The organism is Metabacillus schmidteae (assembly GCF_903166545.1).
Lineage (GTDB): Bacteria > Bacillota > Bacilli > Bacillales > Bacillaceae > Metabacillus > Metabacillus schmidteae.
Genome location: NZ_CAESCH010000001.1, coordinates 3,119,285 through 3,144,485, shown reverse-complemented (window position 1 = coordinate 3,144,485; position 25,201 = coordinate 3,119,285). Strand labels below are relative to the sequence as shown.

Genomic DNA, 25,201 nt, shown 5'->3' with positions numbered 1-25,201 from the left:
ATAATACATTAATTATGAAAGCGTTTATAATAAAAGCTTTTGATCCTCGGTTCATTTTATAGTGTGAAAATCTAGGATATTCATCATTAACATGTGCTTGAAGACTTTACTCGATCATTTTTTAGAATCTTATTAAAGGAGATAATTAGAATGACAAATATAAACATACCTAGAAAAGAATACCCGCGACCACAATTTGAACGAGCAGAATGGAAGAACTTAAATGGTGAATGGAATTTCAAATTTGATAAAGAGAATAAAGGTGAGAGAGAAAAATGGTATAAGGATGCTAATCATTTTGACAAAAAAATCAATGTACCTTTTACATACGAAACAAAAGCAAGCGGTATAGGTGAAGAAGGGTTTTGTCCTAATGTTTGGTATCAAAAAAGCGTGACAATCCCTAGTAAGTATGAAAACAAGGAGATTGTGCTTCACTTCCAAGCAGCAGATTATATAACAAAATTATGGGTGAATGGCCACTTTGTTGGTGAACGAAAGGGTGGACAAATCGCATTTTCTTTCAATATCACTGATTTCTTGGAAGAAACAAACGAATTATATATTGTCGTTAAAAACGAAGATAGTCAAAGCTGTTTTCAGCCGCGAGGAAAACAAAGATGGTTAGATCATAGTTATGGATGCTGGTATGTTCAGACAACAGGGATTTGGCAAACGGTATGGCTTGAGTTTTTAAATGAGGCACATATTCAATCGGTCAAGATGACACCAGATATTGATACAGAATCTATTGAGTTTTCTTATGAAGTTTCAGGGAATATTGATACACCATTAATTTTGAGAACCTCGATCTCTTATGATGGTCAGCAAATAAAGTCATTTGATCAAACTGTAAACCGTCCTAATCTAACAATGTCGACAAATCTTGCTAGTGAATTTCATCATTGGAGAGTTGTTCATTGGAGTCCACAATCACCTCATTTATATGATGTAGAATTTGCATTATATAAAAACGGAGACCTCATTGACCAAGTTACGTCATACTTTGGGATGAGAAAAATTTCAATAGAGAATGGAAATGTATTACTTAACAATGTACCACTTTATCAAAAACTAATTTTAGATCAGGGATATTGGAAAGAATCCCACTTAACACCACCTTCCGAGGAAGCCATTATTGAGGACATAGATAAAACCTTAGAAATGGGCTTTAACGGTGTAAGAAAACATATGAAGGTGGAAGACCAACGATTCCTCTATTGGGCGGATAAAAAAGGACTTCTTGTATGGTCAGAAATGGCTGCAACATATGAATTTTCAGATGAGGCCATCCAAAACTTCACAGAGGAATGGATCGAAGTTGTTAAGCAACAATATAATCATCCAAGTATCATTACATGGACACCATTTAATGAATCATGGGGTGTGAAAAATATCTTTACAGATAAAAAACAACAACAATTTACGGAGGGCATTTATCACCTGACAAAAGCTATTGACAGTATGAGACCTGTTATTGTAAACGATGGCTGGGAGCATACAGTGTCAGACATCATTACCTTACATGATTATATAGAATATGGTGATGAGTTCAAGAGTCGTTATCAAGATAAAGAAAAGGTTGTTCAGAACAATATTGCGTTCAATAAACATAAACATGCTATGGCAAAAGGGTATACCTATCAGGGGCAACCAATCATTGTCAGTGAGTATGGTGGTATTGCATTTAATTCGGAAAAAGGTTGGGGCTATGGCAATCAGGTGAAAAGTGAAGAGGAGTTTTTATCTCGTTATGAATCGATTACTCAGGCAATAAAAGATACTCCGTACATTAGTGGATTTTGCTATACCCAAATAACGGATGTTCAACAGGAGATTAATGGTCTTTTAGATGAAGAAAGAAATCCAAAAGTAGATGTAAGTAAAATTCGAGAGATAAATAGGAAGTAATTACGATATCCGAAGGAGAATACAACGATGGATCGAAATGAATATCCAAGACCACAATTAGTTAGACAAGATTGGCTTAATTTAAACGGAGAATGGAATTTTGAATTTGATGATGAGAATATCGGGCTGGAGGAAAAATGGCACCTCAAACATTCGCAATTTACCAAAAAGATTAACGTGCCATTTGCGTATCAAACAAAACGAAGTGGTATTAACGATCCCAGCTTCCATGATTGGGTATGGTACACAAGAGAATTTGACATCCCTGCATCAATGGTTAATAAGCAAATTATCTTGCATTTTGGAGCTGTAGATTATCGGGCAATGGTTTTTATTAATGGTAGTTTAGTAGGTACTCATGAAGGAGGACACACTCCGTTTTCCTTCGATATTACAAACTACTTAATCGAAGGAAAGCAATCGGTTGTTGTAAGAGTAGAAGACCCTTCTGAAGATGAAACAATTCCTCGTGGAAAGCAATATTGGGTTGAGAAGTCAGCAGGAATTTGGTATACAAGGACCACTGGAATCTGGCAAACCGTATGGTTAGAAGCAGTGAATAAAACGCACATTCATAAACTGAGATTTACTCCTGATATTGATGTTGGTGATATTTCAATTGATGTTGAACTAACAGGTGACTATGTAAATAAACAGCTTGAAATTGATATTTGCTTTAAGAATGAAGTTGTAGCAAGTGAAACAGTAAGAGTACATGAGAGTTTTACTAAAAGGTCTATTAATCTCTACAATCGGAAGATATTCAGAACAGGTTTCCATCATGCGGGTTGGAACTGGTCACCTGAAAATCCAAATTTATTTGATGTGACCATTCGTTTGAAAGAGGGAGATAGTGTTCTTGATGACATCACATCCTATTTCGGTATGAGAAAAATACATACTGAAAATGGGATGGTCTTTCTAAATAACAGACCATACTATCAAAAACTCGTCCTTGACCAAGGCTACTGGCCAGAAGGGTTATTGACTGCACCAACAGATCAAGATTTAAAGGGAGATATCGAATTAGCAAAGGAAATGGGGTTTAATGGCTGCAGGAAGCACCAAAAGGTAGAAGATCCTCGTTTTCTCTATTGGGCAGATCATTTAGGCTTCTTAGTTTGGGGAGAATGTGCTGCTTCACCTTCATTTAGCGAAGATGCCGTTGCTCGATTAACAAGAGAATGGATAGACATTATTGATCGGGATTACAATCATCCGTGTATCGTTACGTGGGTTCCGATTAATGAAAGCTGGGGAGTTCCTTTCATTAATCATAATGCCCAGGAAAAACACCATTCTTTAGCTATGTACCATCTCATTCATTCACTTGATAAAACTAGATTAGTCATTTCAAATGATGGATGGGAAATGACAACAACAGATATTTGTGCAATTCACAACTATAATCATGGCCACAAAGACGAACTCGAAAAGTACAATGAGTTTCGTCATTCGTTATTAACGACCGAAAATCTTCTTCATTCAATGCCAGCAGGTAGAAATATTTACGCACAAGAGTTTAATCACAGTGGCGAGCCAATTCTCTTAACAGAGTTTGGGGGCATTGGATTTAAAGCAGGAGACGAAAGTGGTTGGGGCTATACGTCTGTCACCAATGAGGAAGATTATGTAGCAGATTATGAAAGAGTGATGAAAGCAGTATATGAATCTCAATCCTTACACGGTTATTGTTATACACAATTAACCGATGTGGAACAGGAGATTAATGGGATTTTGACGTACGATCGAAAACCAAAATGTGATTTGCAAGAGATTCGTAGAATAAATGATATGTGGCATGTGCATGTGGTAAAGTAACTTGTGCATTTTAATAAGTCTCTTTTGACTGAAGTCTGGTTGGTTTCAGTCAAGAGATTTATATATAAAGCAATAATAGAGGATATTGTTAGTCAGATCTAAAATGTAAACGCTTTAATTGATGGGAGGTAAGGATTTAGTCTTATGTTGGTTGTTTAAAAAAACATATTTTCAGGGGGAGAAAGAATGAAAAAGAAAGCAGGGTTAATGTTTTCAATTCTCTTGGTATTTGTCATGGCATTATCTGGTTGTAGTTCATCTAGCTCTGGCACAGCTAAAAATGAAATTGTCTTTTGGAATCCTTTTACTGGTCCTGATGGAGAAAATATGAAACAAATTGTGAATGAGTATAATAAGACAAATCCAGACTTCAAAGTGAAAAATGTTTCAATTGCTGCAGATGATATGTATGCAAAGATCCCGACTGTCGTAAACTCTGGAAAAGGAATTCCTGATCTGACTATCGTACATGCAGAGAGAATCAAACAGTTTGTTGAGAGTGATATGTTATCAACTTATGATGACCTACTAGCTGACTATCCTGATATAAGTGCAGAAAACTATGTACCAGCAGGATGGGATATTGGGGATATCGATGGTAGTAGATATAGTATACCGTTAGATGTTCATAGCTTTGTTATGTACTATAACAAAGAATTACTAGAAAAATATGCTCCGACTGCACTTGATGATAACGTTATTACATTTGATGAAATTAGAGAAGCAGCAGAGGTTTCTAAGAAAGACGGCGTTGTAGGGATGGGGATTACATGGACTCGACCAATCTTTTTATCACTCTACAATCAGCTTGGAGGAGACATTACAAGTGACGGTGAAACACCAACTCTAAATACGGCAGAAGCGAAAGAAGCACTAGAATTATTAAAAGGAATGGTCGATGACAAAATAACGAACAAAGATGGAGAAGATCCTGGACAGTTATTTAAATCAAATAAAGCCATTTTCTACCCTGAAGGTATTTGGATGCAAAATAGTTTAAATGAAGTGAAAACATTGGATTGGGGTCTCACTAGTTTCCCTCAAGTTTCAGCAGATAAAATTGTAAACTGGACTTCATCACACCAATTCGTTATGTTACAGGACGAAAATCGATCTGAGGAGAAAATAAATGGTATGATGGATTTCCTTGATTATATTAGAGAAAATTCACTTCCTTGGGCTCAAGCAGGACAAAATCCAGCTGCATTATCAACATTGGAAAATCCGGAATTCAAGGAATTACCACATTCATTCTTAGTAGAAGACCCTAAGTTACAAGAGTCTCTTAAAATCTTTGATTATAAATATAATGGGTTTGTAGCGGAAGAGGTTGATAAATTAGTTGGTGATGCCATATTCGGAAAATTAGACATTGAAGAAGGATTGGAAAAAGCTCAAAAAGCAGTTGAGGATAAAATAGCAGCGAATAATAAGAAATAACTCTAAGTTTTTTTCAATCATCTATTGAGAATTCCTTATGTCGTCAGTAAGGAATTCTCACTCTATTCGATAACGGAAGAATAGGAGTTAATCATATGATAAAAACTGGAACAGATAAACAAGTAACTATGTCCACAGCGCTGGGTGGGAATACGAGTAAAAGAAGATTAAATTTATCTCCATATCTCTACATAGGTCCCCACCTCATTTTATTTGGCATCTTTTTTCTATTTCCGACTATATTTGGAATTTACATTTCATTTACCAATTGGGACCTAATAGGTGAGCCTGAGTTTATTGGGATGGCAAACTATACGGAAATCTTGTTTAATAAAGATTCTACTTTTTTCGAACAATTACGAATAGGTTTGGGAAATACATTTAAATTTGTTCTTTTTACAGTTCCTGCTTGTATCATTGTTCCATTGCTCTTAGCTGCAGGTCTAAATACAAAACCTAAAGGGTTGAAATTTTTCCAGGCATTATTTTACATGCCGACATTATTTTCAGTTTCTGCGGTTATGATCATCTTTTCAATGTTATACAGTGCTTCTTTTGGACCAATCAATCACTACCTTAAAATGGATACAAACTTGCTTGCTACTCAGCCGTATGCGTGGATGACATTAGTAACTGTAACGGTTTGGTGGACAATCGGTGCAAATATGATTATTTATCAAGCAGCGTTAAATGGGATTTCGAAAGATTTATACGAAGCGGCCTCTATAGATGGAGCAAACAGTGTTCAAAAATTTTTTAGAATTACTCTTCCCAGTATAAGAGCTCAATTATTATATACAGTCGTTATTACGACAATTGCCCAATTTAATGTATATGGACAACCGCTCATGTTAACAAATGGTGGACCAACAAGTTCAACAACTGTCCTGCTAATGTACATTCAAGAAAACGCATTTGGTTCCGGAATTTCAATTGCCGGTATTGGGGCAGCGATGGCTGTCATTCTCGGAATTTGTATTATGATTGTTTCAGCTATTCAATTCTTCTTTTTAAGAAACCGTGATTAGGAGGTGCTTTCTATGAAGAAAAAAAAGTTTCCTAAGTATATCTCATTCCTCTTCTTATTCATGATGGCTATTATATGGATTGTACCACTATGGTACACATTCTTTTCTACATTCAAAAGTGAAGCAGATATCCAATCAAATGCATTTACGATTTTACCGATAAATTGGGTTATCGGTAACTATCAGGATGTTCTTTTTGAGAATACGAGCGCTCCAGTAGCAAAGTGGTTTATCAATTCACTAATCATTTCTGTTTCTCAAACTGTTTTAGTATTAGTTCTTGTTTCATTAGCCGGGTATGGATATGCAAGAATGAAATTCAAGGGAAGGGATGCTATTTTTCTTTTTCTAATGGCTACGATGATGTTCCCAGCTGTAGTTAATCTCATTCCTCTATATAAAATTGTTGATACACTGGGGTGGGTGAACAGTTATTTGGCAGCCATCGTTCCGGGTGCTGCTGGAGTATTTAGTATCTTTCTTGTCAGACAGTTTATGTTAGGAATTCCTATGGACTTTGATGAATCCGCGCGAGTTGATGGTGCTTCTGATTTTCAAATTTTCACAAAATTAATCTTGCCTCTAATTAGACCTGTATTAACGGTTGTCGCCTTATTTACATTTACTGGGGCTTGGAATGATTTCCTTTGGCCTTCAATTGTGTTTAATGAAGTTGAAATGATGCCAATTACACCTGGTTTACAATTGCTTCAGGGAATGTATGGTTCACTTGAGGTTGCCCATTCTTTAACAGGAGCACTGATTGCCATTGTTCCAACATTTATCCTTTATCTATTTACACAAAAATATTTTATGGAATCACTTTCCTTGTCATCAGGGGTTAAAGGGTAATGATATTCGTTTAACAATCTGCTTCTGATCAAGGAGGTTAAATGATGAATAGAAAGCTAGAAAGAAGATTAGCTCTAATAGGGTCTGTATGGCAAGTCACTTCAGGTCTTCTGACGATTTTTTTGTATGCAACTTATATTAAAGGTGAAGGATTAAAAACATCGTCCAATTCTATTGCAAAGTTAGAGGCAGCAGACTCTGTTTTTGGGAGTTTGTATATGTTCTCCGTTTCTTTTGGGATGATATTTGTTATTTTAGGAATTCTTAACTTTGTGTTAGCAAGGACATTGAAGGATGATCAAACAGAAGTAAAAAAACCTATTTGGTTTATCCTGCTGGGATTAGCATCTTATTTTGTGATGGATATTCTAGGTTCGATATTGTTCCTTTCTGCTGGGATTTTAGCATTAGCTAAAAATAAGTCAATATCTAAACTGGCAAACTATCAAGTGCAAAATCAACAGTAACTTATACCGCGGTGGTCGTTACAATAGGTTAAAAAGTGATAAGTATTATAGCCAAAAGAAAAAAAGGATCCCTTCATTTCCTATTTTAGATTATTTTCAATTACTAAAGTAATATTTCATCAATGAACCTAGTGATTTTATTGCTCACTAGGTTTGTTGACATAGTAAGACGATGAAGCAGTTAAATAGTTCGATAAAAAAGGAGATTATAATGATGAAATCAACCTTTCATAACCCACTTTTAAATCCTGGCGCTGATCCATGGGTGTATAAAGATAATGGAACATATTATTTTATGGTTACTAAAAAGACTAGACTCGATTTATGGAAAGTTAATACATTAAGTGGAATTGCGGATGGTGATTGGAAAACGATTTGGACTGCTCCTGCAGAGGGGATTAATTGTGCCAATATCTGGGCACCCGAAATTCATAGGGTAAATGGGAAATGGTACGTGTATTTCACGGCGAATGACGGAAAAGGTGACGATCAAACAAGGAAAGTTTTTGTTTTAGAGAATCAAGCAAGAGATCCATTTAAAGGGGAATGGCTAGAAAAAGGATATGTTAACACAGAACACCCTGGTTTAGATGGTACAATTTTTGAACATCAAGGTCGTATTTATTTTGTATACGCAGGATATGGCAACTTTCCAGAGTATGGTTCAGCATTATATATTGCTGAGATGGAAAATCCATGGACATTATCCGGACCGAACGTATTATTGTCAAAACCTGAATATGATTGGGAAATGAAGGGTGGAATGGCAATAAATGAGGGACCAGTGATATTAAAACGTAATAATAAGTTGTTTTTGGTCTATTCCGCAAGCACAACCTGGTGTGATGATTATTGTCTGGGCATGTTAACTACTTCAGACGTTAAGAATGTGATGGACCCTAAATCATGGGATAAAGCATCCGAGCCTGTGTTTAAAAAAAGTATCGAAAATGGTGTATTTGCTCCAGGCCATAATGGATTTACCAAATCGCCTGATGAAACAGAAGACTGGATTGTTTATCATGCAATTCCAGAATCAGAAGGTGGTAGTCAAAGACGAAGCACCCGAATTCAAAAAATCAATTGGAATTCTGATGGTACCCCAAACTTTGGAGTCCCTTTGTCAACATCGGTGCCAATTATTGTTCCATCGGGTGAATGAGGGAAGAGTAAAACCTTGTAGGGACGGAGGGACAGGTTTGTTGTCCCAATGGACAACAAACCTGTCCGAGAATAGAGAAAAAGTCGCCCAAGACTTGGTCTTACGAAGTGTACACAAGTGACAGAAAAACTCAGCTGCATGGCATTTGAGTTTTATTTTGTGCGAAAACATGTCGGATTTTGTCAATTCGTAGATAAAATCTAAAAATCGAAGATAAACTCTCTAAAATCGCAGATAAATCACCTGTAATCGAAGGTAATTTGGAAAGATGACAGGTAATAGCTCCAGCTCTTCCACCTTTACATCCTCCTCAACGTTAGCCCCTTATCACTCAGTCATTTCCTTTAATAATTCCGTTTCGATTTTCCATTTGCGGAGGCTCTTCAAACCATCCATTTTTAAATTTAATTTCAATTCCTTCTTCTGCATAGGTATAAACATCTTTTGCTATTAACATGGTTTTCATCACTAAATCATTTCTTAAACTAAAGAAAGCTCCTGTTCCAGCTCCTACAAGTCCAAATCCATTTAGGATGTATATACAATGCATCATAAGTTTATCAGAAAAAGGAGGGACAGTGGATGTAGTGACTGTAGCTCCGGAGGTCGAAGAGAGTTGAACATCACTCTCTAAAAGAAATTTTTCCATGATATTCACTTGTTTTTTTGCTAGTTCTTTTCCTTTAAAGAAATATTTTCTTACTTCTTTGTTTTGTGCACATTGTGCAAAACCTGTTATCAGCTGCATCCCGATATTATTTACTTCAAGATTGTGATGGATAATCCCGACTTCAAGGTCATTTAATGGTCTCTTGTCGCCAAAAAGCTTAAAACCTTCTTTATATTTTTTATCTTTAATAAATTCCGTCGTTTTCGGCATGGTTACTTTGGGAGGAAGTGAGAGGATTCCTCTTTCAAGTAAATAGGAAGTTGAAAGTTTATATATTTTTTGCGTAACCGTAGTAAGTCCTTCATAAATTGCCATCACTTCTTTATTATAGGTCATATTCATTCCTAAAGTGTAAAGGCCCATACTGACTTCTTTTAATATACGAACAAACATAATGTCAAAACCATTATCGTATAATTTGGGGGCATCTAAAAAAACATCCTCTTTATTAAATCCAACCGGCTTAACCATTCCTTGTTTAGTAAATAATACTTCCATCTCAGTAACATAAAAATCTAGTTCCTGCCATAACCCACCCAAGATATTTCGAGCCTGCTGATCATCCGATTTTTCAATAAAGTATTCCAAAAATCTCATAATCAACGTCTTCTCTTGATACGTCTGCCAAATAGATCCTACTTCAGACACATTAATAGGATTCGTCAAAACCATATAAATTGCCTCCTGACAAAAATTGCTCAATATGTATACTTTATAAAATTTCCAATAAAAAGGAAAAACATACTTCGTTGTAGAGAGACAGCTTATAATGGCAGATAAGTCAAACACTAACTTGAGTAAGACCACCATATTTTTATATTTTTTTGGAGGGGATCATAGTCTACTTTCAAGAACGTGAAAGAATATTGAATTTATTCGTACATGTAGGGCAAGATCCATTAAGTCTTTATGCCTTAAATTAGTCAACAATGTAACCTACCATATTAGAGCAGCCTTAATTCAAGTTCTTAAATATGTAATGACTGTTTCATTTAATCGAAAAGCAGAGCGAACTTGTCCGGAACTATAGAGTGTAGGAAACAAATTAAGCATTAGCGTTAGAGGAGTAGTATAAAAGTAAAATAGACCTTTTCCCTTATCATTGTGTATAAAATAAGCATTTATTTAACATTTTTCATTGAAAACAATTAATTCTTAAAGCTTTTAAATCCTTGATGGAAAAGAAGGTAAACATGTAGGCACATGTTATATTCATAAAAATAAAATTTTTGTCATTGAAAAAAGTCTGAACATTCAATATAATTAGATTATACTTGCACATACGTACATATTTAATCCGTGCATTTATGATGGTTTATTCGTTCGTACAACAATGGGGTGGATGTAATTTATGTATGTTGTTCTATTGTAACTTAGGAATTAAATAACTGTAAAATGCTCACATAAATGTAAGCGTTAACAGAAAAATGTTTTTGCTAATTTACTAAGTTATTAGGACGATACTATTAAAAAAGGGGGGATGTTTTAATCGTAAAACATCAAAATTCTGTTAATCTTACCCGATGACACCAACATTTTCGTGTCATTAATACGGATTTATGTTTGTGTAACAAAACGTGTTTGTTGTTTATTTGATAGTTTCAGTAGGTTTGAAAATTAACCAGCATCAACAATATCCTGTCCTGCTAGCATAATTCCAGATTAGTTATAGGACAAATGGCAAGGTAAATTTCATGTCTTAGCGAAGCTCTTTTAAAAAACATGGTCAGGGGGAAGTTACAGTGAAAAAGAAAAAATTAGTGTCGATATTGATAACATCTTGTTTGGCCGCAACTACGCTGGCTGCCTGTAGCGATAAAACGAGTAAGGAGCCGGAGAAAACAGAAGATGGTCGAGTTGTTTTAACTGGTCTTATTACGAAGCATCCATTAACGAAAGATGTAAACGATATGGAATGGTTGGAAGAAGCGGAAAAGCGTGCTGGTGTAGATATTAAATGGGAAGAGGTAACGGCCGATTGGGATCAGAAAAAAGGTGCTATGCTTGCTGGCGGAGACATTCCTGATTTAATTGTTGGACCGAATGCCATTACAGATGCAGATTTTTCGAAATTCAAGGGATTATTTGAAGACTTAACACCGTTAATTGAAGAGCACGGACCAAATATTCAGAAAATGTTTGAAGAAAAACCAGAATCAAAAGTAATTGCTTCCCAGCTGAATGGTGAGATTTATGGATTGCCTAAGTATCAAAGATTTTGGCCTGATACGGCTACAAGACAATTCATCAATCAACAATGGCTCGATAATTTAGGGCTTGAGCAACCAAAAACATGGGATGAGTTATATGAGGTTTTGAAAGCGTTTAAAGAAGAAGATGCAAATGGAAATGGAGATCCAAATGATGAAATTCCAATGGATTTTGCGCCAGTTGGAACAGGTGGATTTGGTTTCTTCCAGCCTACAGTCTTACTTGGAAGCACAGGTATGACGATTGCTGGTGGAGGCGGTCAAGGCTATTTTGCTGAAGATGGTGAAGTGAAAAACTTTTTTGTAGACGAGCGGTATAAAGAAATGGTTGAGTTTTTAAATAAGCTCTGGAAAGATAAACTGATAAGTGCTGAAGCATTTACTCAGGATTATACGAAATTCCAGTCTGTTGCGCGCGGTGAAGGTGATCAGGCAAAGGTTGGATATACGTATGGTTGGGAGCTATCAGACAGATTTGGTAATGAATTAGCAGATCAATATACGACTCTTGCACCATTAAAAGTGGATGAGAGCAGTACAGTCGAGCCATCATGGTCATATGACTACAATGACTTAAACTATGGAGTTAATATGATCCAAATGTCTTCACAAACGAAAAATAAAGAAGCTGCAATGAAGTTTATTAATGAATTATATGATTCTGAAGTGAGCATGCAAGTATTATTTGGTTCTATAGGACCTAATATTAAGGATAATGGAGACGGTAGCTACACTGTCCTTCCGCCGGAAGATGAAAAAATGGATCCAGGTACTTGGAAGTGGACCTCTACATGGGCTGATAATGGTCCAATGTATATCTCAGATTCTGTGAATCTTACGCTAGGTACAGACATGCAATCAGTGGGTAAGCAAACAGAAGCCTTGCAAACTGCACTAGACTCGGTTGATACGAAAAACGATGTCTTACCTGGAACCTTCTTGAAATATTCGGAAGAAGACAATAATAAAATGAGCCTTGTCAATACAGAGCTAATGAACTTAGCGATGGCGAACTTCGCTAAATGGGTAACAGAAGGCGGCATTGATGCTGAATGGGATGCATATGTCGAGAAAATGAATCAAATTGGACTTCCATCAAACTTGGAAATCACCCAGAAATATTTCGACGAGTACAAAGCCAAAGTGGAATAAACGGTAGAAAAGATCGTTTTAAGCAAAAAGTAAATAAATAATTTGGAAGAGGAGGTTGACTTAAAAGGAGCTGTCCTATTCTTAACATATATATATGTATCTTCTAATCTATTAGGAGACTATATAATGTGTTGGAGGAACTGGCTGTATTCTTTGTTTTTATAGTCAACCTCATCTTTCATAATAAAGGAGAATTTATTTATGGCCTTTATAAACTCTCAAACCGAAAAAACAAATAATATGACGGCTCTTCCTACGGCAAAAAAGAAAACCATTTTTAATACGTTTAAGCGTGATTACCAGCTTTGGCTGTTAGTTCTTCCTGCTGTAATATGTGTATTGATTTTTAACTATATCCCAATGTACGGAATTCAATTGGCTTTCCGTGAATATGACTTTACGGCCGGGCTTACCGGGGGAGAATGGGTAGGGTTCAAATACTTTGAGCAATTTATTAATAGCCATATGTTCACTGACCTGTTGAGGAACACAATTGCTATTAGCTTAACAACAATTATCGTAGGTTTTCCAGCACCAATTATTTTGGCTTTATTGATAAACCAAATTCGCTGGAAAAGAGGGAAAAAGATCCTTCAAACGACGGTCTATTTGCCACACTTTATCTCAATCGTCGTATTGGTTGGATTATTAAATGTACTGTTGTCACCTAATACCGGTATAATCGGGCTTTTAGTGAAAAATTTAGGCTTTGCAGATTTAAACCTATTAGCTTCTACAAGTACATTTGTACCTGTCTATGTGCTTTCAGACGTTTGGCAGCATGTTGGATGGAACAGTATTATTTATTTGGCTGCGCTCTCCAGTGTGGATCCGCAATTATATGATGCTGCGAAGATTGATGGAGCTAACAGATGGCAAATTATTCGAAATGTCGAATTACCAGCGATCATCCCAACTGTGATCATTCTACTCATTCTTAACATGGGACATATTATTAGTACAGGCTTTGAAAAAATATTCTTAATGCAAAATTCGTTAAACCTTCCTGTTTCAGAAGTAATTGAAACCTATGTTTATAAAATCGGTATTATTTCGAATCAATTTAGTTATGCAGCAGCCATTGGCTTATTTAATACTGTTATTAACTTCTCATTATTGTTACTGATGAATTATATTGCGAAAAGAACGTCAAGAATTAGCTTGTGGTAAGGACCTGTCTAAAAATCTAGTAATCTGCAAGGAGGGAAGGTCATGGATTTTCCAAAGACTAAATTTAACTCTGACAAAATTTTCGATATGTTTGTCTATACAATTTGTGCCTTGGTATTTTTAGTGGTAGCCTATCCTTTATATTTTGTCGTCATTGCCTCAGTCAGTGATTCAACCCTTGTAGCTACAGGAAAAGTTTTATTATTTCCAAAAGGCTTTAGTCTTTTCGGCTATCAGGAAATCTTTCAGGACACAAGAATCTGGGTCGGATATCGAAATACAATGATTTATGCATTAGGAGGAACTTTTGTTAACCTGCTATTCACGTTACCGGCGGCTTATGCCCTATCAAGAAAAGAATTTAGAGCTAGACGTCCATTAATGTTTTTCTTTGTTTTCACAATGTTTTTTAATGGTGGGCTAATCCCTACTTATCTATTAATGAAAGACTTAAATATGATTGATACGATGTGGGTATTTATCTTTAACCCTGTTACTGTCAATGTCTTTAACCTCATTATTACGAGAACATTTTTTGAAAGTACAATTCCTCATGAAATGTATGAAGCAGCGATTATGGATGGTTGTAATCACTTTAAATTTTTCTCGAAAATCGTATTGCCTTTATCAAAAGCTGTCATTTCGGTTATCGGTCTTTATTACCTGGTATGGCATTGGAATGACTTCTTTACGGGATTGATTTACATTCGTGATTACAGCTTGCAGCCATTGCAAATTGTATTAAGGGATATTCTGATTTCGAACCAAGTATTCGCTGAGGGTGCCGGAAGTACGGGAAGCGGCTATGCTCAACGATATGCAGATCAAATTAAGTACGGAGTTATCATTGTTTCAACGTTACCCATTTTAGTTGTTTATCCGTTTTTACAAAAGTATTTTGAAAAAGGGGTTATGATAGGGTCTGTCAAAGGCTAATTGAATGAAGCTTATTCGTACTTTTATGAAAAGAGATACCGCAAAAACGCATTTGGAATAATATCCAAATGCGTCTTTTGTGTCTTATCTTTCTAACGGTCTGAAAGAGCGGTTAAGGACTGCTCTGCCTGATACTGACTCGAATCGATTGCCGGAAACGAAGCAACAGAAATTTTCATAATAATATAGCAGAATAGACTTACGCCAAAAACAGGAATGATACCAGGAAGCTTGATGTATAAAAACAGGGCAACACACAAGGTGAGAATCATAAGAACTGATTGTAATGGCTTACCAATACTAAGAATAAAGGCATACTTTATATAATCTCTTGTTTTCAAATGAAAATGAACAAAAACAGGGAATACATATAGGTAAGTCAATAAATAAAGAAATGCTAAAATAAATGTGAGGATGATAAATGCAAGATTAATAACATTTGAATCCAATTGTTGTAAAACTCTTATATTAACATACAAGATAAATCCACCAATGGAAAAGAGATAGCCAATTAAATTTGATTTAAGAAATTCAGCTTTAAATGTTTGCCAGAACAGCTTTACCATTGGAACATCATCTTGTGACATTATTAATTTTCTCATAACAGCAAACATGGCAACTGTGGCCGGGAAAATACCAAAAGCAAAAAGTCCCAGAACTGAAAATAAACACCATAATAGATTAAGGACGAATAAATGAAACGTCCATTCTCCAAATCGGATGTACCAACTTGTCACATTTTTCATTGATTTTCCCCCTGTTAATAGTTTAAGAAAGCGCTTTAAAAATAATGATAGCAGATAAAAAGCGAAGTAGGATTTATAGGACTTAAACAATAATTCCAATAGAATAAAAGAGAACGAAGAAGGAACCCATAAACCCTTGACAAATACAGAATTTTCTCATAATCTATATGTACGTACAAATAGTATACCACAGATAGTTGGAAATGTATCATATCCGTTCAAGTTAATTGTAACAAAAAAATGTTAGCGCTTTACTATCGGGTGTTTTGCTAATAGATTAAGAGATTGATACAGATCCAATTCGCTTCCTTTTTTTTCATCAAGTTCAGACCCCGCCGAAACCGATTCAACCAATTGATTCTTATCGTACACCTTTTAACCAATAAAAAAAGGAAGGGCAGGAAAAATACATGAAACATCATCAATATGCATTAACACCTCCAATGGGGTGGAATAGCTGGGATTGTTATGGAGCGACAGTTACAGAGGATGAAGTAAAGGGAAATGCAGATTATATGGCAGAGCATTTAAAACAATTTGGCTGGGAGTATGTGGTTGTTGATATCCAATGGTCAGAGCCGGGTGCTGTTTCTTCTGCTTATCGACCATTTGTGCCTTTGGAAATTGATGAGTATTCTCGATTGGTTCCTGCTGTGAATCGCTTCCCGTCAGCAAAGGATGGTAAAGGTTTTAAGCCATTAGCTGATTATGTACATAAACTTGGTTTGAAATTTGGCATTCATATTATGAGAGGAATTCCCCGTCAGGCAGTCCATCAGAATATGAAAATAGCAGGAACAGATGTAACAGCAAGAGATATTGCCCACCCTAATTCGATTTGTCCATGGAATACAGATATGTATGGTATTGACTCCTCAAAGGAAGGGGCTCAAAACTACTATGATTCTCTGTTTCAGCTATATGCAGAGTGGGAAGTGGATTTTGTTAAGGTCGATGATATTGCAGACTCAAAGCTTTATAGCACACATACAGAGGAAATCAAAATGATTCGAAAAGCAATAGATCGATGCGGTCGTCCAATGGTATTGAGTCTTTCTCCTGGTCCAGCACCACTTGAGCATGCAGGCTTATTCGAAGAAAATGCAAACATGTGGCGAATGACAGATGATTTTTGGGATCTTTGGGATTTGCTGTATAACATGTTTGAACGTTGTTATAAATGGAGTAAAAATATCGGTCCGGGCTACTGGCCGGATGCAGACATACTGCCATTAGGACATATCGGAATTCGATCAGTAGACGGAGGGGCAAGTGACCGTTACACAAGGTTTACGAAGGATGAGCAGGTCACGATGATGACATTATGGTCCATATTCCGCTCACCACTGATGTTTGGCGGTGAACTTCGTGATAACGATGACTGGACATTGTCATTACTGACAAATGAGGAAGTCCTTCATATGCACAGAAACAGCCATGGGGCACGCCAAGTGTATCGAGAAGCTGACAAGGTTGTGTGGGCTGCGCACGGAGAAGATGGAGACCTATATGTCGCATTATTTAATATTGGTGAAAAAGTAACAAATGTATCAGTATCATTAGAGCAACTTGAATTACCTTCAACAAAGGAAGTACAGCTAAGAGATTTATGGAAGCATGAACATTTAGATTCGGTAAAAGAAGTGATTGGTTATGATCTCGAGCCACACTCATCCGTTCTATTGAAAATAACCGTGTAAGTAAGGTGCTAAATGAGCACTAGAAAGGGTCGAAACTATTCTATAAAAGAAGGTGATGATTAAAATGAATGATGTAAAACTGTTAAATGGAATTTACAAAGATTCACAGGAAATTGGAAAAGATTATTTACTGTTTCTTAATGTTGATCGACTTGTAGCTTCTTGCTATGATGCGGCATCGCTGACACCTAAACAGCCACGCTATGGCGGTTGGGAAACAAAGGGAATTAGCGGACATTCAATCGGACACTGGCTTTCTGCTGCTTCTACAATGTATGCGGTAACAGGAGATGAGAAATTAAAGGAAAAGCTGGATTATGCAATCGAAGAGCTTGCCTATGTGCAATCATTTGATAAGGACGGGTATGTCAGCGGGTTTCCGCGAGATTGTTATGATAAGGTGTTTGCAGGCGGTGACTTTGAGGTTTCAAATTTCAGTTTAGGTGATTCATGGGTTCCATGGTACAGCATTCATAAAATCTATGCCGGTCTAATCGATGCCTATCAGCTTGCTCAAAGTGAAAAGGCTCTTGAAGTTGTGATCAAACTCGCAGATTGGGCAAAAAAGGGAACAGATCATCTAACAGATGAAGAATTTCAAAGAATGCTGATTTGCGAGCATGGCGGCATGAATGAAGCAATGGCAGACTTGTATTTGATTACTGGCAATCGCGATTATCTTGACCTTGCGATCAGATTTTGTCAAAAGGCAATTCTCGATCCTTTAGCAAAGGGGATTGATGAGCTGGAAGGGAAACATGCCAATACGCAAATTCCAAAAGTCATTGGAGCAGCTAAGCTTTATGAAATCACTGGTGAAACCTATTATCGTGATGCAGCTATCTTTTTCTGGGATCAAGTAACGAAACATCGCTCTTATGTGATTGGCGGAAATTCCAGAGATGAGCATTTTGGAATTGAGGATTCTGAACGACTTGGTGTCACGACAACAGAAACCTGTAATACGTATAATATGATGAAGCTCACTGAGCATTTATTTAAATGGACACATAAAGCAGAGTATATGGATTATTATGAAAAAGCCTTATACAATCATATTCTCGCATCACAGGATCCTGATTCAGGGATGAAAACCTATTTTGTTTCAACACAGCCCGGGCATTTCAAAGTATATTGTTCAGCAGAAGATTCATTCTGGTGCTGTACAGGAACAGGAATGGAAAATCCGGCACGCTATACAAGAAGTATTTATCATCAAGAAAATAATGACTTGTTTGTAAATTTATTTATTGCTTCAGAAATTACGTTAGATAACAATACGATCAAATTAAAACAAGAAACGGTATCCCCTGAGTCTGCTAATACAACATTAACGATTCTGGAAGCAAAGGACGAGCCATTAACGGTTCATATCCGTGTGCCATATTGGGTTTCGGGAGAAGTAAAAGCAGTTGTAAATGGGGAAGAAACATTCAAAGGTACTAGTGACGAGGGTTATTTATCCATTAGCCGCAGCTGGAACGCCAATGATACGATTGAAATCAGCCTTCCAATGGAGCTTCATACGTATCGGGCAAAGGATGAGGCGACAAAGGTAGCGTTTATGTATGGACCGATTGTCCTTGCTGGAGCATTAGGAAGAGATAATTTTCCAGAAACTGATATTTTAGAAGATCATCTAAAATTAAATAATCACCCATTAATCAATGTCCCAACACTCGTTACCGCAGAATCAGATATAAAAAAATGGATAAAACCTGTTCAAGGCTCTGCATTAATGTTTGAAACTGAAGCGATCGGACAGCCTGGAAACATTAAATTAACCCTAATTCCTTTTTATGCGCTTCATCATCAGCGCTATACATTGTATTGGAACCTAATGGACGAAGCAGCTTACGAGAATTTCTTAACAGAAGAAAAAAGTGAAGCGGAAAAGCTGGAGTCAATTACAGTTGATTACATCCAGCCTGGTGAACAGCAGCCAGAGGTAGAGCACTCAATTAACATGGAAAATTCCTTTTCCGGATATACTAATCTAGTTCATAAAGGCTGGCGCGATTGCCGTGATAACGGATTTTTCAGCTATGAAATGGCAGTCGAGCCAGAAAAAGAAATGTACTTACATGTCACTTATTTTGGCGGAGACCGAAATATCCATTTAGATGGAAAGCATTATGAACGTGATTTTCACCTTCTTGTGAACGGAACAGAAATTGGTAAGCAAAAGCTGAAAGGCAATATGCCTGACCACCTTTTTGATGTGACCTACAAAATTCCATTTAGCTTGACTGAAGGAAAGGACAAAATTGAAGTAAGGTTTACTTCAAGCGAAGGTAAGATCGCAGGCGGAGTTTACGGAGTAAGAATTCTTAATGACGTGATTAAAAAATGGTAAATCCTTTTTATAAATGTAAATTAGAGCAACAAAATTGAACAGGTTGACTATACGAGGTTTGTTGTCCCATTTTAGGAGACAACGAACCTCGTTCTTTCTCAAAATTCTAATCCTGCAATCCCGAAGCCGCCTGGTCCGGCATGGGTTGAAATCATTGCGCCGGCTTGAATCCAAGTGACATTTTTGAAGCCATATTCTTTTGCCATTTCATCCATCCGCTGTTTAATTTTTTCATCAAGTCCGATTGAGTATTGAAAATAAAGTTGATTTTTATCAATATTATATTGAGTTAAAAAATCGTGTACAAGTTTTTCTGAAACAACACTCATATGACCTCGATATTTTTTAGTTGAAACAAGCTTTCCATCTATAAGTTCGATACGGGGCTTTATTTTTAACAAAGCTCCACCAATATAAGCAAAATTACTTACTCGTCCACCCGCTTTTAAGAATGCCAAGTTCCCTGGAACGAAAGAAAGCCTTGATTTAGGAACGACTGATTGAACTTTTTCTATTAATTGTACAGGATCAATCGAAGGATCTTCTTCTACTAGAGATACAGCATACATGACTATAGCTGCTAATCCACCAGTAACGTTGAGAGCATCTATTAGATAAATATCATCATACTCTTCTGCAGCGCTTACCGCATTTTGGAAAGAAGAAGAAGCCTTTGACGTATAACCAATATGAATAATGATACAATCGGGAAAATCCGCTTGAATCTTCGTAAAGAAGGCTTGATATTCGTAGGAATTTGTAGCTGTTGTTGAGGGTATCTGTTTTGTTCGCTCATAATAGTCATAAATATCTTCTACAGGTAACGAACCATCTAAATAATCCTGACCCTCCATAATGACATGCATCGGAACCACTTGAACAGAATGCTTGTCAGCTAAATCTTTTGGTAAATCCGCTCCGCTTTCAGTAGATAAAATAATTCTTCTCATCTAATAGCCCCCTCATTAAAAAACAAAACAATTCTACTTTCACTATACATGAAAGATGATAATGAATGGTAAATAATAATGCAAATGTGCGTTGTTCATCAGATTAAGTTTTAGAAAAAGTGAATTATTCATAAGTACATTTACACTCATAAAAAATTTAAGAAAGAAGCTAAATGGAGAAAATATATGGACATAGAGAATTTCTTCTTCGTTTATAGTAGACGAGAGGTTGTTGTAAAGATGGAATTAAGATAGACTGAATATCTGTAAGTATAGGTACCATAGGAGGTCAAGTAATGGATAATAACGATATATTAATTAGGTTGAGATATGCATTAGAAATCAAAAATAAACAAATGGCAGAAATATTTGAACTTGGCGGTGTGGAGGTATCGGTTCCAGAGGTGACACAGATCCTTACCAAGACGGACGATGATGAAGATGGTGATCAAATACTATGTACGAATAATATGTTAGATTCATTTTTAAACGGACTTATTATTTTCAAAAGAGGGAAGCAGGATCCTAAACCGGGACAGCCTGAACCACCAGCACAATCGTCAATGAATCGTGAACACGTTAATAATCTTCTATTAAAGAAAGTGAAAATAGCGATGGCATTAACAACAGAGGATATGATCGAACTTTTTGAAGATGCGGGAATTAGGGTAACAAAAGGAGAACTTGGTGCCTTATTGCGAAAAGCAGGACATAAAAATTATATGGAGTGCGGAGATAAATTCGCAAGAAACTTTTTAAAAGGACTAGCTATTAAATACAGGGGATAAATAGTTATTGTTTATAGGTGAGGACATGCTGCATACATACGTAGGAAAGACAATACAATTTGAGATAAAATACAAAAATCGAACTTCCATAGGAATTTCAATCAATAACTATGGAGAAATTGAAGTACAGGCTCCGAAAAGGACACCAGATGAAAAAGTTGTTCAGGCACTGGAGGACAAATGGGATCTCATTCAGATGAAACTAAAAGAAATGAAGGATCGGATGAATGGCCCTCAGGAAAAGGTATATGAGAATGATGAAAGCTTTCTATATTTAGGTAAAACATTTCCCATTAAGATCATCGAAGATACAAATTTAACGCAAGACCATGTTGTGTTTGAAGGTGAAAAGCTGGCCGTTTATGTAAAGCAGCTGGAAGATGAAAAAATAAAACAAGCATTAAAACGATTTTATTACCAAAAATGCAAAGAATTGGTCAACAAAAGTGTATCTTCCTATCAACAATATTTTAAAACGAAACCGCGGTCTATACGGATTACGGACAGTAAAACAACATGGGGAACCTGTGATTCCAAATACCAATTAACATTTAATTGGAGACTCGCAATGGCACCACGAGAAGTCATCGACTATGTTGTCGTCCACGAAATGTGCCACATGCTCCACCTAAACCACGACCGCTCCTTCTGGCGCCTTGTTGGAAAAATAATGCCCGACTACAAAGAAAAAGAAAACTGGCTGGCACTATCAAATTGGAAAATGACAGTTTAGGAACAGGGGGTTCGTTGTCCCTAAACGGGACAATGAACCTGTCCCCCTCATCCCTATTAGGACAAGAAACCTAGTCCCTATACAATACTATTCAAAAAGTCTATTATTCCATCCTCAACTTCATCCCTAATATCTCTGTAGTTATGGATTTCATGTCTATAACCAGAATATATCTTTGTTTTTACTTTGTTTCCTGTTTCTGCTAACCAATTCGATACGGCATAAACACCTTCTCCATACAGCCCAACCGGGTCCTGATCTCCGGCAATGTTGTAAACAGGAATGGATGCTGGAACTTTTTCTGCCCATTCTGTCCCGACGATCGTTTCCATCATCATCCCAAAGTAGTATAATGACCGGATATTAGGTGGTGATGTAAAGTTATTGAATGGATCATTTGCATGGTCTGCAACTACGTCAGGATCTCCGGCAATCCAATCGTTTGGTGTGTTGGGATTTTCAATCCGCTCTGTCATCCAGCCTAAAAATTCCCCAAGTAAATCAGGGTTTATTTCATCTCCCTTTCCTTCATCTATCAGTTTTTTCAGGACAGGGACCATTTCACCTGCTTTTGGAAAAATACCTGATGTTCCACATAAGATCAATCCGGAAAGTCCTTCTCCATATTTAGCAGAATACCCTCTGGCAATCATGGAACCCATACTATGTCCAAACATAAAATAGGGTAAATCAGGATACTTTTTCTGTACAATTTGACGAAGTGTATGTTCATCTTCTGCCATCGTCATATACCCTTTGTTTCCCCAATCACTCCAGTTTCCAGAATCAGAGGCCGTTTTTCCATGCCCGACATGATCGTCTGCTGCTACCACAAAGCCAGCCTCATTCAATTTGAGGATCATGTGCAAATATCGACGGGAATGCTCACCAAAACCATGAACAAGCTGAACTATTCCACGTGGTTTACGAATAGGCGTATAAATCCAAGCTTTAATGGAATCTTTTTGACTAAATGAATCAAAACTCAGTTCTTGAAATGACATAAATAAACCTCCAGAACATAGATTTTTTGGTGATGATAGGCGTTTAGAAAACAAAAAGAGACACACTAATTATATCTTTAGATAAGTGTGTCTCTAAGGTCTCTTCACAAATTGATTAACTTATAGATAAGTATAATTCCATTTTGGTAGCGCTGTCAATAATTTGAAATTGTGATATAACTAATTATCACGACTAATGCATGTGTCCAATCATATTCCGTTTCCAATTGTGGAATACTCTTCTAATGAAGATAGCAGTTTGTTTAGGAGGAGCATGATGGATGAATTAATAAAGAAACATCATCAATTAGAAAGATTAAGTCCATTTGAATTAAAAGACAAGCTCATTGATCTTGCAAAAGAAAAAATGAGAATAACGAGAACCATGCTGGATGCAGGACGAGGGAATCCAAACTGGATCGCTGCAACACCTCGTGAAGCGTTTTTTGCACTTGGACAATTTGCTGTAACAGAATCAAGACGAGTATGGGATGAAGGTGATTTGGCAGGGATGCCACATCGAATTGGAATAGCAGATCGGTTTAACAAATATGCGAGAGAACATCATCAGGTTCCGGGAATCCAATTGCTGAAGGATATTGTTGATTATGGAATCAATACAAAACAGTTTGAACCAGATGAATGGGTCTATGAATTAGTAGATGGAATCATTGGTGATAACTATCCTAATCCGGACCGAATGCTCGTTAGAACGGAAAAAGTTGTTCATGATTTTTTATCTAGTGAGCTCTGTGGTCAAGATACGTCTTGTGGAACGTTTGATTTGTTTGCTGTTGAAGGAGCAACGGCCGCGATGTGCTACATATTTGAAACATTATATAAAAATCACTTACTACCTAAAGGGTCAAAAATAGCGGTGATGGTTCCGATTTTTCCACCGTATATAGAGATTCCGGAACTTCCGAACAATACTTACGAAATTGTGAAAATTAATGCAACAGAAATCGATGATGAAGGCCACCATACATGGCAATATCCATATGAGGAATTGGAAAAATTAAAGGATAAGGATATTAAAGCTCTTTTCCTTGTCAATCCGAGCAATCCACCATCTGTGGCAATAAAAAAAGAATCCATCGAACAAATCATACGAATTGTAAACCAAGAAAATCCGAATCTTATGATCATTTCCGATGATGTGTATGGCACGTTTGTAGAAGGGTTTCGTTCTCTAATGGTAGATTTACCTTTCAATACAATTGGAGTCTATTCCTTTTCCAAATATTTTGGTGTGACAGGCTGGCGTTTAGGAACGGTCGCTATCAACCAAACCAATGTGTTTGATAAATTAATTAGTGAGTTGCCTGAAGAAGAGAAAGATGTATTAAATAAAAGATATGCTTCCCTTACGAGGGATCCGGAAAACCTTAAGTTTATCGATCGAATGGTCGCTGATAGCAGAGAAGTTGCTATGAATCACACAGCGGGATTATCTTTACCGCAACAAATCCAGATGGCGATTTTTTCTATTTTTGCTCTCCTAGATAGGAATAATGAATACAAACAAAAAACGATAGACATTTTACATCGTCGAATGATTCTACTATACGAAGGTCTAGGTTTACCGAAAAAACATTTACCAAACGACGCAGACTATTATACAGAAATCGATTTGGAAATATGGTGTAATCATCATTATGAAAAAGGATTCACGGATTACCTTAAAACGAACTATAAACCTGTTGATATTTTATACCGCTTGGCTGAAAAGTCATCGATTGTCTTATTAAGTGGTGAAGGATTTTTAGCACCGGAATGGTCCATTCGCGTGTCTCTTGCGAATTTAAATGATGAAGCATATTCGCGTATAGGCCAAGAATTAAAAAATGTACTGGATGAGTATGTTGTCCAATGGAAAGAGTTGAAATAGTAACTATTCAATAAAGTACAAAAATCGTTAAATGACAGGACCCTACCTGAATATATAGGGTCTTTTTTTGTAATTGAACTATTTAGATAGAATTCTTACTCTTATTAGATTTTAGAATTCAAATAATTAGGCTCTTTCATCAGTAACAATACCCACCCAATTTACATAATTTGTTGAAGAAGTATTTAACTACCAGAAACCCAGCTTGAACTTA

General features: G+C 36.5%; 19 protein-coding genes. 15 read left to right on the top strand and 4 right to left on the bottom strand.

Translation table 11 applies throughout. The annotated features are described in order from the left end of the window. Nucleotides 1-150: 150 nt before the first annotated feature. The 7 genes from HWV59_RS15075 (at nucleotide 151) to HWV59_RS15045 (ending at nucleotide 8,681) form a co-directional block, all read left to right on the top strand. On the top strand, nucleotides 151-1,911 hold the full coding sequence (locus tag HWV59_RS15075) for a glycoside hydrolase family 2 protein (RefSeq protein WP_102231524.1): 1,761 nt from the start codon (nucleotides 151-153) through the stop codon (nucleotides 1,909-1,911). 27 nt (nucleotides 1,912-1,938) lie between these two features. Next, nucleotides 1,939-3,732, top strand: coding sequence for a glycoside hydrolase family 2 protein (locus HWV59_RS15070; protein ID WP_175639363.1), 1,794 nt, complete (start codon nucleotides 1,939-1,941; stop codon nucleotides 3,730-3,732). 186 nt (nucleotides 3,733-3,918) lie between these two features. Next, nucleotides 3,919-5,172, top strand: a complete 1,254-nt coding sequence (locus tag HWV59_RS15065) for an extracellular solute-binding protein (protein WP_175639362.1) — start codon at nucleotides 3,919-3,921, stop codon at nucleotides 5,170-5,172. A 95-nt stretch (nucleotides 5,173-5,267) separates the two neighbouring features. After that, nucleotides 5,268-6,200: a carbohydrate ABC transporter permease gene (locus HWV59_RS15060; RefSeq protein WP_175639361.1), complete on the top strand. Its 933-nt coding sequence runs from the start codon at nucleotides 5,268-5,270 to the stop codon at nucleotides 6,198-6,200. A gap of 12 nt (nucleotides 6,201-6,212) precedes the next feature. Further along, on the top strand, nucleotides 6,213-7,052 hold the full coding sequence (locus HWV59_RS15055) for a carbohydrate ABC transporter permease (RefSeq protein ID WP_175639360.1): 840 nt from the start codon (nucleotides 6,213-6,215) through the stop codon (nucleotides 7,050-7,052). A 44-nt stretch (nucleotides 7,053-7,096) separates the two neighbouring features. Beyond that, complete coding sequence (locus tag HWV59_RS15050) at nucleotides 7,097-7,519, top strand: hypothetical protein (protein WP_175639359.1); 423 nt, start codon at nucleotides 7,097-7,099, stop codon at nucleotides 7,517-7,519. Between the two features lie 214 nt (nucleotides 7,520-7,733). Continuing rightward, nucleotides 7,734-8,681, top strand: a complete 948-nt coding sequence (locus HWV59_RS15045; RefSeq protein WP_328824273.1) for a glycoside hydrolase family 43 protein — start codon at nucleotides 7,734-7,736, stop codon at nucleotides 8,679-8,681. 331 nt (nucleotides 8,682-9,012) lie between these two features. Here the strand turns inward: HWV59_RS15045 and HWV59_RS15040 are convergent, their stop codons facing one another. Further along, complete coding sequence (locus HWV59_RS15040; protein ID WP_175639357.1) at nucleotides 9,013-10,023, bottom strand: DUF3231 family protein; 1,011 nt, start codon at nucleotides 10,021-10,023, stop codon at nucleotides 9,013-9,015. A gap of 1,070 nt (nucleotides 10,024-11,093) precedes the next feature. On the opposite strand from HWV59_RS15040, the gene HWV59_RS15035 reads away from it, so the two are divergent. The 3 genes from HWV59_RS15035 to HWV59_RS15025 all read left to right on the top strand — a co-directional run bounded on the left by HWV59_RS15035 (nucleotide 11,094) and on the right by HWV59_RS15025 (nucleotide 14,819). Continuing rightward, nucleotides 11,094-12,713: an extracellular solute-binding protein gene (locus HWV59_RS15035; RefSeq protein WP_217708465.1), complete on the top strand. Its 1,620-nt coding sequence runs from the start codon at nucleotides 11,094-11,096 to the stop codon at nucleotides 12,711-12,713. A 240-nt stretch (nucleotides 12,714-12,953) separates the two neighbouring features. Next, nucleotides 12,954-13,883, top strand: a complete 930-nt coding sequence (locus HWV59_RS15030; RefSeq protein WP_175640080.1) for an ABC transporter permease — start codon at nucleotides 12,954-12,956, stop codon at nucleotides 13,881-13,883. Between the two features lie 87 nt (nucleotides 13,884-13,970). Beyond that, complete coding sequence (locus HWV59_RS15025) at nucleotides 13,971-14,819, top strand: carbohydrate ABC transporter permease (RefSeq protein ID WP_407941636.1); 849 nt, start codon at nucleotides 13,971-13,973, stop codon at nucleotides 14,817-14,819. 92 nt (nucleotides 14,820-14,911) lie between these two features. Here HWV59_RS15025 and HWV59_RS15020 read toward each other — a convergent pair whose 3' ends face one another. Continuing rightward, a complete protein-coding gene (locus HWV59_RS15020) occupies nucleotides 14,912-15,565 on the bottom strand; it encodes a YesL family protein (protein ID WP_175639355.1) in 654 nt (217 codons plus the stop codon). 410 nt (nucleotides 15,566-15,975) lie between these two features. On the opposite strand from HWV59_RS15020, the gene HWV59_RS15015 reads away from it, so the two are divergent. Both HWV59_RS15015 and HWV59_RS15010 read left to right on the top strand, forming a co-directional pair. Continuing rightward, complete coding sequence (locus HWV59_RS15015) at nucleotides 15,976-17,265, top strand: glycoside hydrolase family 27 protein (RefSeq protein WP_175639354.1); 1,290 nt, start codon at nucleotides 15,976-15,978, stop codon at nucleotides 17,263-17,265. A 64-nt stretch (nucleotides 17,266-17,329) separates the two neighbouring features. Next, nucleotides 17,330-19,621 carry a glycoside hydrolase family 127 protein gene (locus HWV59_RS15010; RefSeq protein ID WP_175639353.1) on the top strand — a complete coding sequence of 764 codons (2,292 nt, stop codon included), beginning with the start codon at nucleotides 17,330-17,332 and terminating at the stop codon, nucleotides 19,619-19,621. Nucleotides 19,622-19,719: 98 nt separating this feature from the next. Here the strand turns inward: HWV59_RS15010 and HWV59_RS15005 are convergent, their stop codons facing one another. After that, a complete protein-coding gene (locus tag HWV59_RS15005) occupies nucleotides 19,720-20,571 on the bottom strand; it encodes a DegV family protein (protein ID WP_175639352.1) in 852 nt (283 codons plus the stop codon). Between the two features lie 296 nt (nucleotides 20,572-20,867). On the opposite strand from HWV59_RS15005, the gene HWV59_RS15000 reads away from it, so the two are divergent. Together HWV59_RS15000 and HWV59_RS14995 are read left to right on the top strand one after the other, a co-directional pair. Then, nucleotides 20,868-21,359, top strand: coding sequence for a YehS family protein (locus HWV59_RS15000; RefSeq protein WP_102231545.1), 492 nt, complete (start codon nucleotides 20,868-20,870; stop codon nucleotides 21,357-21,359). 25 nt (nucleotides 21,360-21,384) lie between these two features. Further along, nucleotides 21,385-22,092 carry a M48 family metallopeptidase gene (locus tag HWV59_RS14995; RefSeq protein ID WP_102231674.1) on the top strand — a complete coding sequence of 236 codons (708 nt, stop codon included), beginning with the start codon at nucleotides 21,385-21,387 and terminating at the stop codon, nucleotides 22,090-22,092. Between the two features lie 77 nt (nucleotides 22,093-22,169). Here HWV59_RS14995 and HWV59_RS14990 read toward each other — a convergent pair whose 3' ends face one another. After that, nucleotides 22,170-23,096, bottom strand: coding sequence for an alpha/beta fold hydrolase (locus tag HWV59_RS14990; RefSeq protein WP_175639351.1), 927 nt, complete (start codon nucleotides 23,094-23,096; stop codon nucleotides 22,170-22,172). A gap of 277 nt (nucleotides 23,097-23,373) precedes the next feature. Between HWV59_RS14990 and aspD the strand changes: the two genes are divergently transcribed. Then, nucleotides 23,374-24,987, top strand: a complete 1,614-nt coding sequence (gene aspD, locus HWV59_RS14985; protein ID WP_175639350.1) for an aspartate 4-decarboxylase — start codon at nucleotides 23,374-23,376, stop codon at nucleotides 24,985-24,987. The last annotated feature ends 214 nt before the right edge of the window (nucleotides 24,988-25,201 follow it).

Excerpts from the sequence above, each read along its gene's own strand:
- HWV59_RS15075 (WP_102231524.1), top strand. The coding sequence starts at position 151 with ATGACAAATATAAACATACCTAGAAAAGAATACCCGCGACCACAATTT.
- HWV59_RS15070 (WP_175639363.1), top strand. The coding sequence starts at position 1,939 with ATGGATCGAAATGAATATCCAAGACCACAATTAGTTAGACAAGATTGG.
- HWV59_RS15065 (WP_175639362.1), top strand. The coding sequence starts at position 3,919 with ATGAAAAAGAAAGCAGGGTTAATGTTTTCAATTCTCTTGGTATTTGTC.
- HWV59_RS15060 (WP_175639361.1), top strand. The coding sequence starts at position 5,268 with ATGATAAAAACTGGAACAGATAAACAAGTAACTATGTCCACAGCGCTG.
- HWV59_RS15055 (WP_175639360.1), top strand. The coding sequence starts at position 6,213 with ATGAAGAAAAAAAAGTTTCCTAAGTATATCTCATTCCTCTTCTTATTC.
- HWV59_RS15050 (WP_175639359.1), top strand. The coding sequence starts at position 7,097 with ATGAATAGAAAGCTAGAAAGAAGATTAGCTCTAATAGGGTCTGTATGG.
- HWV59_RS15045 (WP_328824273.1), top strand. The coding sequence starts at position 7,734 with ATGAAATCAACCTTTCATAACCCACTTTTAAATCCTGGCGCTGATCCA.
- HWV59_RS15040 (WP_175639357.1), bottom strand. The coding sequence starts at position 10,023 with ATGGTTTTGACGAATCCTATTAATGTGTCTGAAGTAGGATCTATTTGG.
- HWV59_RS15030 (WP_175640080.1), top strand. The coding sequence starts at position 12,954 with ATGACGGCTCTTCCTACGGCAAAAAAGAAAACCATTTTTAATACGTTT.
- HWV59_RS15025 (WP_407941636.1), top strand. The coding sequence starts at position 13,971 with ATGTTTGTCTATACAATTTGTGCCTTGGTATTTTTAGTGGTAGCCTAT.
- HWV59_RS15020 (WP_175639355.1), bottom strand. The coding sequence starts at position 15,565 with ATGAAAAATGTGACAAGTTGGTACATCCGATTTGGAGAATGGACGTTT.
- HWV59_RS15015 (WP_175639354.1), top strand. The coding sequence starts at position 15,976 with ATGAAACATCATCAATATGCATTAACACCTCCAATGGGGTGGAATAGC.
- HWV59_RS15010 (WP_175639353.1), top strand. The coding sequence starts at position 17,330 with ATGAATGATGTAAAACTGTTAAATGGAATTTACAAAGATTCACAGGAA.
- HWV59_RS15005 (WP_175639352.1), bottom strand. The coding sequence starts at position 20,571 with ATGAGAAGAATTATTTTATCTACTGAAAGCGGAGCGGATTTACCAAAA.
- HWV59_RS15000 (WP_102231545.1), top strand. The coding sequence starts at position 20,868 with ATGGATAATAACGATATATTAATTAGGTTGAGATATGCATTAGAAATC.
- HWV59_RS14995 (WP_102231674.1), top strand. The coding sequence starts at position 21,385 with ATGCTGCATACATACGTAGGAAAGACAATACAATTTGAGATAAAATAC.
- HWV59_RS14990 (WP_175639351.1), bottom strand. The coding sequence starts at position 23,096 with ATGTCATTTCAAGAACTGAGTTTTGATTCATTTAGTCAAAAAGATTCC.
- aspD (WP_175639350.1), top strand. The coding sequence starts at position 23,374 with ATGGATGAATTAATAAAGAAACATCATCAATTAGAAAGATTAAGTCCA.